The organism is Methanobrevibacter sp. (assembly GCF_045112895.1).
Lineage (GTDB): Archaea > Methanobacteriota > Methanobacteria > Methanobacteriales > Methanobacteriaceae > Methanocatella.
The window spans coordinates 1-7,772 of sequence record NZ_JBGUIH010000024.1 but is presented as its reverse complement, the minus strand read 5'-3'; the positions used below and the strand labels follow the sequence as shown (position 1 = coordinate 7,772).

At 39.2% G+C, this 7,772-nt stretch carries 8 protein-coding genes; 5 read left to right on the top strand and 3 right to left on the bottom strand.

Going from position 1 to position 7,772, the window contains the following annotated elements; translation table 11 throughout:
* Positions 1–60 precede the first annotated feature (60 nt).
* Positions 61–606, bottom strand: a complete 546-nt coding sequence (locus tag ACJMLD_RS05485) for a TATA-box-binding protein (protein ID WP_405268921.1) — start codon at positions 604–606, stop codon at positions 61–63.
* Between the two features lie 425 nt (positions 607–1,031).
* Between ACJMLD_RS05485 and cyaB the strand changes: the two genes are divergently transcribed.
* Genes cyaB through fen form a run of 5 tightly spaced genes read left to right on the top strand, consistent with a single transcriptional unit; the run spans position 1,032 to position 5,626 of the window.
* On the top strand, positions 1,032–1,583 hold the full coding sequence (cyaB, locus tag ACJMLD_RS05480) for a class IV adenylate cyclase (protein WP_405268918.1): 552 nt from the start codon (positions 1,032–1,034) through the stop codon (positions 1,581–1,583).
* A gap of 47 nt (positions 1,584–1,630) precedes the next feature.
* The gene (locus ACJMLD_RS05475) at positions 1,631–2,800 is read left to right on the top strand and encodes a homocitrate synthase family protein (RefSeq protein ID WP_405268915.1); all 1,170 of its coding nucleotides are present in this window, start codon (positions 1,631–1,633) and stop codon (positions 2,798–2,800) included.
* A 6-nt stretch (positions 2,801–2,806) separates the two neighbouring features.
* Positions 2,807–4,060, top strand: coding sequence for a homoaconitase large subunit (gene hacA, locus ACJMLD_RS05470; RefSeq protein WP_405268912.1), 1,254 nt, complete (start codon positions 2,807–2,809; stop codon positions 4,058–4,060).
* Between the two features lie 9 nt (positions 4,061–4,069).
* Positions 4,070–4,633: a chorismate--pyruvate lyase family protein gene (locus ACJMLD_RS05465; protein WP_405268909.1), complete on the top strand. Its 564-nt coding sequence runs from the start codon at positions 4,070–4,072 to the stop codon at positions 4,631–4,633.
* Positions 4,634–4,642: 9 nt separating this feature from the next.
* On the top strand, positions 4,643–5,626 hold the full coding sequence (gene fen, locus ACJMLD_RS05460; RefSeq protein ID WP_405268906.1) for a flap endonuclease-1: 984 nt from the start codon (positions 4,643–4,645) through the stop codon (positions 5,624–5,626).
* On the opposite strand, the gene ACJMLD_RS05455 is transcribed toward fen, so the two are convergent.
* Both ACJMLD_RS05455 and ACJMLD_RS05450 read right to left on the bottom strand, forming a co-directional pair.
* Positions 5,623–6,273, bottom strand: coding sequence for a DUF2119 domain-containing protein (locus ACJMLD_RS05455; protein ID WP_405268903.1), 651 nt, complete (start codon positions 6,271–6,273; stop codon positions 5,623–5,625). The genes fen and ACJMLD_RS05455 overlap by 4 nt on opposite strands.
* A gap of 25 nt (positions 6,274–6,298) precedes the next feature.
* Positions 6,299–7,549, bottom strand: coding sequence for an adenosylhomocysteinase (locus tag ACJMLD_RS05450; RefSeq protein WP_405268900.1), 1,251 nt, complete (start codon positions 7,547–7,549; stop codon positions 6,299–6,301).
* Between the last annotated feature and the right edge of the window lie 223 nt (positions 7,550–7,772).

Here is a 7,772-nt window from a genome sequence, read left to right as displayed (position 1 = left end):
ACCATCAATAATAACGTTATCTAAGTCAAATACTACAAGTTTAATCAATAATACCACCAATTATATTAAATCTAGCTCACTTAATCTATCGTAAGCTCTTTCGACACCTAATTTAGCGTCGCTTTTGGTTTTAGCTCCAGTACATACAACTTTACCGGAACCAAATAATAACAAGACCACTTTAGGGTCTGATAATCTGTATACCAAACCTGGGAATTGTTCAGGTTCGTATTCTGTATCTTCAAGTTCTAAAGCTACAGCTTCTAAATTTAATGTGGATTCTAAATTTGCAGAAGCCACGATGTTTTGAATTTTAATCTCGAATTCATGAGGAATTTCAGTGTCGATTGTCCTCATCAAATCGACTGTCTTTTTGATTGCCAATTTGGAATCATCTATAGATTTTGCTCCAGTACAAACAAGCTTACCAGAGCTAAAGATTAATGCTGCTGTTTTAGGATCTTTCAGTTTAAAAACTAATCCCGGAAACTGTTCACGATTAAAATTAACCCCTTCCAAAGCTTGAGACACTTCAGTAAGAACAATGTCTTTACCAATGCTTGCAGAAGCAACAATGTTTTCAATTTTTATATCAACATCGGTCAATTTAAAACCTCCAATTTTTATTAAAAGTAGAATAGTAAAATTTAAAAAAAACAAAAAAATGCGTTAAATTTTTACTATTAAAATATTTAATTTAAATAGTATATAAAGGTATGTTTATTTAAAGTATATAAATAAAATTTATAAAAAAATCAAATTTTTTAAATTTTGATAAAAACAAAGTATTTATAAACAAATTGCAAATCCTTATTAGAGATTACTTATTTATAAATGTTACGGATTTTAAGTATTTTTTTAAAAAAAATAGTAATTGACATTAATTTTAAGAAAAAAATTTTATAAGAAATTTTGTTAGAATCATTTATAAATGAAACTGCACTCAGAAAGCATATGGATTAGTCAAAATTCAATTAAGAATAATTAATTTTTTTAACCAAGTAATACAAATTTTTAATTGGTTGATTGTCATGATTGAAGTTGAAGTAAAAGCAAGAATTAATAGCTTTAAAGAAATGGAAGAGAAACTAGCTAAAATAGGTGCGAGAAAAACAAAAAAAGAATTTCAGGAAGACATATATTTCAACAGCCCGATAGTGGACTTTGCAAAGACAGATGAGGCACTGAGAATCAGAACAACCAAAGAAGATGATGACACAAATATTTTCATAACATATAAAGGCCCTAAAATTGATGAAAAGTCAAAAACAAGACATGAAATTGAGATGGGAATAGAAAACTCCCAGAAATGCTCCGGCATATTTGAAGCGATCGGATTCAAGAAGGTAAGGGCCGTAAGAAAGAACAGGCAGTACTACACCTATGAAAACTTCGAAATATCCCTGGATGACGTCGAAGGATTGGACCCATATATGGAAATCGAAATCGCTTTGGGCGATGGTGAAGACTATAGCGAAGCCCAAAACTCTATTTTTGAATTATTTGAAAAATTGGGCGTCACTGACGGCTTTGAGAGAACTTCATATCTGGAGTTATTAGAAAGCTTATATATAACTAACTAATAATTATTATTATCAATTAAAATATAATTTATAAAGAAGTGATTATATTGCAGTATTTTATAAGCCATTATAATAAGGAATCCGAATTGACATTTCCAGAGGACATTACAATTTACGACACCACTTTAAGGGATGGGGAACAAACCCCCGGCGTCTGTTTCAGTTATGATGAGAAACTAGAAATTGCCCGCAAGCTTGACCAGTTCAAGATTCATCAAATCGAAGCAGGTTTTCCAATCGTTTCCGAAAAAGAAAAGGAAACCGTAAAGGCAATTGCCAATGAAGGCCTTGACGCTACAATTCTCGGTTTGACCAGAACAAAGCCAGGAGATATTGATGCGGCGCTTGACTGTGACGTGGACGGTATCATTACCTTTGTGGGAACATCCGACATCCACCTGGACCATAAGATGCACATTACAAGGCAGGACGCAATCAACCTATGTGAAACCGCTGTGGACTATGCAAAAGACCACGGATTATTCGTTGCATTTTCAGCGGAAGACGCTACAAGAACCGATATCGAGTTTCTGAAAAGAATCTACTCTAAAGCTCAGGAATGCGGTGCCGACAGGGTTCATATTGCCGACACAACCGGTGCAATTACACCTCAAGGCATAGACTATCTTGTAAAGGAGCTTGTAAAGGACATCGACATCGACCTTGCCGTACATCTGCACAATGATTTCGGTCTGGCAGTAATCAACTCAATCACAGGTGTTTTGGCAGGCGCTAAAGCCGTTTCAACAACCGTGAACGGTATCGGTGAGAGGGCAGGTAACGCATCACTTGAAGAACTTATAATGGCAATGAAAATATTATACGGCAAGGATTACGGCTTCAAAACAAAATACATCAAGGAATTGTCCGATTTGGTATCAAAAGCAAGCGGACTTCCGATTCCCTACAACAAACCGATTGTTGGAAACAATGTATTCAGACACGAGTCCGGAATCCACGTTGATGCCGTCATTGAAGAGCCTTTATGCTACGAACCGTATCTTCCGGAATTGGTCGGTCAAAAAAGGCAGCTTGTTTTAGGTAAGCATTCAGGATGCAGAGCCGTAAGGGCAAAATTGAACGAATGTGAACTTGACGTGAGCGATGAAGAACTTATTGAAATTGTAAAGCAAGTCAAAAAGTCAAGAGAAGAAGGAAAATACATCAACGATCAAGTATTCAAGGACATCGTCAAAAAAATCAGCAAAAAGGAATAGGTTAAAATGAACATTACCGAAAAGATCTTATCTGCAAAGGCGGGTCATGAAGTAACTCCCGGAGAAATCATAGAAATTCCCGTTGACCTTGCAATGTCACACGACGGAACCTCACCGCCGGCCATCAAAACATTCGAAAAGGTGGCTGAAAAGGTGTGGGACCCGGAAAAAATAGCTATTATTTTTGATCACAACATCCCTGCAAATACAATCGGCTCTGCCGAGTTTCAAAAAGTCTGCAGAGATTTCATCAAAACCCAAAACATTACCAAAAACTTCATTCATGGCGAAGGAATCTGCCATCAGGTCGTTCCTGAAATGGGATTGGTCGAACCTGGAAAAGTAATTGTCGGAGCCGACTCACACACATGTACCTATGGTGCTTTTGGAGCATTTTCAACAGGAATGGGTGCAACAGACCTTGCAATGGTTTGGGCAACAGGGAAAACCTGGTTCATGGTTCCTGAAGCAATTAGAATGGAAGTTACAGGTGAATTGAATCCATATATTGCACCTAAAGACATTATCCTAAACATTATCGGCGAAGTGGGGATTGCAGGTGCAACCTATAAGACTGCCGAATTCTGCGGCGAAACCATAGAGGGCATGGGCGTGGAAGGAAGGGCAACCATGTGCAATATGGCAATCGAAATGGGTGCAAAAAACGGAATCATGGAACCCAACAGAGAAGTCATTGAATATATCTGTCAAAGGACCGGCAAAAGGGAATCCGAGTTGAACATTGTAAAATCAGACCCTGACGCAGTCTACACAAAGGAAATGCACTTTGACATTGCAGATATGGAGCCTCAAATCGCTTGCCCGAATGATGTGGACAACGTGTGCAACATATCTGAAATTGAAGGAACATCAATTGAACAATGCCTGATTGGTTCCTGTACCAACGGAAGGCTTTCCGATTTGAAAGATGCAGCTGAAATCCTGGAAGGCAAGACAATCAGCGATGACATCAGACTTATAATACTTCCGGCTTCAAGAGAAATCTACAAGCAGGCTATGCATTTGGGCTATATCGATACATTCATCGATGCTGGAGCAATCATCTGCAATCCTGGATGCGGCCCATGTCTAGGAGGGCATATGGGAGTTCTCTCTGAAGGGGAATCCTGCATTTCAACTACAAACAGGAATTTCAAGGGCAGAATGGGGGATCCGGCCTCATCAGTATACTTATCAAACTCAAAAGTGGTTGCAGCCTCAGCAATTACAGGAGTTATTACAAATCCTAAAGATCTATAAGTGATTCAAATGGCAAATGACAAAAACGAAGCAAACAAAAGACTTATTGAAAAAATAAATGACCTTGAAAAAGACTATGGTCAAACCTTTTCAAATACGCAGAAAATTCTATTAACAACCGACGGATCAATCACTGCAATTTTAGATGTCCTTTACGGCAAGATTACCCTGGACACACTAGACCAGCACCTTGAAAATGCCGATGAAGAGCATGCAAAACTGGTGAATGTTGAAGCGGGAGAAGAAATCAACTTCAGAGAAGTCATTATGCATAAGGACGAACAGCCGCTGATTTATGCAATATCACATGTTCCGTTGGGAAGATGCTCCAAAGAGGTTTGTGCAGACCTGCTTAGAGCGGACATTCCAATCGGCAGAATCTTGAAGAACTACAAAATCGAATCCAGAAGGGAAGTCGGGAACATCTTTATTGAAAAGCCGAACGACACATTAAAGGAACTGTTCAAAACCGATGAGGACTTCCTGGCTCGTGATTATGTGATCATCAACAATGATGAAATACTGATGTGGATTAAGGAAATGTTTCCTGTAAGCTATTTTTCTGAAATATAGGTGTGTGAAATGGGAGTTAAGCTAAAGGATATAATTGAACCGAAACAGATTGACTTTAAGGATTTGGAAGGAAGAAGCGTGTCAATTGACGCTTTCAATACGCTCTATCAGTTCCTATCAACAATAAGGCAAAGGGATGGAAGGCCATTGACCGATGAAAATGGAAATGTCACATCCCATTTAAGCGGCATATTATACAGAAACTCCTCAATGATTGAAAAGGACATCAAGCCCATCTACATCTTTGACGGGCAGGCTCCGGAACTCAAAAGCGAAACCCAAGCAAAAAGAAGGGAAGTCAGAAACGAAGCTGAAAAGATTTATAAGGAAGCCCTTAAAGAGGGAGATACAGAAAAGGCACGTAAATTTGCAATGAGGTCATCCAAACTATCTCCGGAAATAATTGAATCCTCCAAAAAGTTGCTCACATTAATGGGAATTCCCTATATTGAAGCGAAGGGCGAAGGTGAAGCGCAGGCGGCTTATCTTGTCCAGAAAGGAGATGCATATGCAGTGGCATCACAGGATTATGATTGCCTTTTGTTCGGAGCAAAAAGAGTCGTGCGAAACCTTGCAGTCAGTTCAAATCTTGGAAACCTGGAATACTATGAATTGGACAGGGTCCTAAGAGAACTGGACATCACAAGAGAAGAATTGATTGACATGGGAATCTTAATTGGAACCGACTTTTGCGAAGGCATGAAGGGAGTGGGCGCTAAAACTGCACTCAAGCTAGCTCACAAAGGACAGCTGAAAGAAAAGATAGCCGAGCTTCAAAAGGAATCGACACATGACCTTGATGAAGTCCGCGAAATATTCCTAAACCATAATGTTAATACTGATTATAAGATTAAATGGGAAAAGCCTAAGCAAGACAAAATCATTGAATTCTTATGCTATGAACACGGCTTTTCAGAAGACCGCGTAATAAAAGCATCAGACAAGCTTAAGAACTTAAGTTCCAGCCAAGGCAGCCTTGATGCATGGTTTTAATACGGAGGGAAATCCTCTCCGAATACTTTTTTTGCATATCTCATAGCCAATTCAACCTGCTCGGAATAGCTTTTCATCATTTCAATTTCGAAATAGTTTCTAGAAGGGGATTTCAAAATTAGCTTAAGAAGCTTTTCATAAGTTTCTATGGCCAGTTGCTTATCAAAACCATATTTTTCAATTATGCCTGGAGTTAATTTTTCAAAACAGGGAAATTCCAATGTTTTGCATACTGTTTCAGTAGAAAAATAGGTCATTCTGATTAGAGGAGATACTGAAGAGACCAAAACATGATTCCCCAATTTGATAAGCGGCGGAATGCCTGTTTTCCTGTATCTCTCCATGGAAGTTAGCTTCTCATAATTTTCAAGATTGTAGCAGTGAAGCTCCGTGTAGAAATCAGGCTGGAAATATTCAATCAAATCCAGAATCTTTTGGCCAATCTCGGAATCGTAATATTCCTTTTTGATTGTGGAGATATACTCGGTTCTGTCAAAATTATAAAAATAGAATTGTCCCGGAGATAAGTCCTCTTCGCTGATTCTTTTAATGAACCTTAATGAAGTCAGGCCCTCATTTCCATGAACTCCACCAATGAACAATTTGGTTGGTCCTTCACCATTGTCAATGTATCTGAAATAAGACATAAAAAAAATAAAAATTGAAGGAAATCTATGTTCCTTCCTGCCAGTTTGACATGTATGCTTTTTGCTTGTCTGTCAATGAATCGATTTCTATTCCCATAGCCTTCAATTTCATTGTAGCTACGTTGTAGTCGATTTCATCAGGCGCTTTTGTAACGCCTACCGGCAAATCGTTTTCTAGGATGTGCTTTGCAGACAATGCCTGTACTGCAAAACTCATGTCCATGATTTCAGCAGGGTGTCCCTGTCCGCGTGCCGCTGACAAGTTTACTAAACGGCCGTCAGCCAAAAGGTAAATCTTGCGTCCGTCTTTTGTAGTGAACTCTTCAATGCTTTCGCGCACTTCCTTAACGTCGGTTGAAATGGCTTCAAGGTCCGGACGATTGATTTCAACATTGAAGTGTCCTGAGTTTGCAAGCATGCATCCGTCCTTCATGTATTTGAAGTCGTCGCCTGCGATGATATCAGCGTTACCTGTTACTGTAATAATCAAATCGGATACCTTTACCGCTTCACGGATTGGCATTACCCTGTATCCGTCCATACGGGCTTCAAGTGCACGGATTGGATCAACTTCAGTTACAATTACGTCAGCACCTAAACCGTCTGCCCTGAGTGCTAATCCACGGCCGCACCAGCCGTATCCGCATACTGTTACGGTTTTTCCTGCAATCACCATGTTGGTTGTTCCCATGATTGCATCAAAACTTGACTGTCCGGTTCCATAACGGTTGTCGAAGAGATATTTGGTGTATGCATCATTGACGGCGATTACTGGGAATTTTAACGCACCGTCGGCATGCATTGCCTGAAGTCTGTGTACCCCAGTTGTGGTCTCTTCACAAGCACCTTTGATGTGGCTTAGCAATTCTTTTCTTTCGTTGTGAAGCACCATAATCATGTCTGCTCCGTCGTCGATGATTATGTCCGGCTTGTGGTCGAGTACCATATTGATGGTTTGATAATATTCTTCATCATCCTGTTCTCTCCAACCGTATACGTTTAAACCCAAATCGGCTGCTCCTGCAACTGCATCGTCGTGAGTGGATAAAGGATTGCATCCGGTCATTGCGACTTCCGCTCCACCGGCCATTAATGTTAAACCTAAATTGATTGTTTTAGGTTCCAAGTGTAAACATGAACCGATTGTGATTCCTTTGAAAGGTTGAGTTTCTTCATATTCTGCTTTGATGTGTTCTAAAACAGGCATGTGTTTTTGAACCCATTCGATTTTCCTGACACCTTCAGGTGCCAAAGACATGTCTTTTACTTTACTCATGATAATTTCTCCTTAATAGGAATGAATATTAATAGTATATTTTTCATGAGTATTTTAAATTATCCTTTTTTGAATAATTTTGCAAAAAAACCTAAAAAATCAAAACCTTTAAATGTAATGATAAAATAATATATAATTGTTAGATGCCGGGGTGGCTCAGCTGGTTAGAGCGCACGGCTCATAGGGTAATAAAGCAGTGCTCTGACTTATTCCTGGGATACCG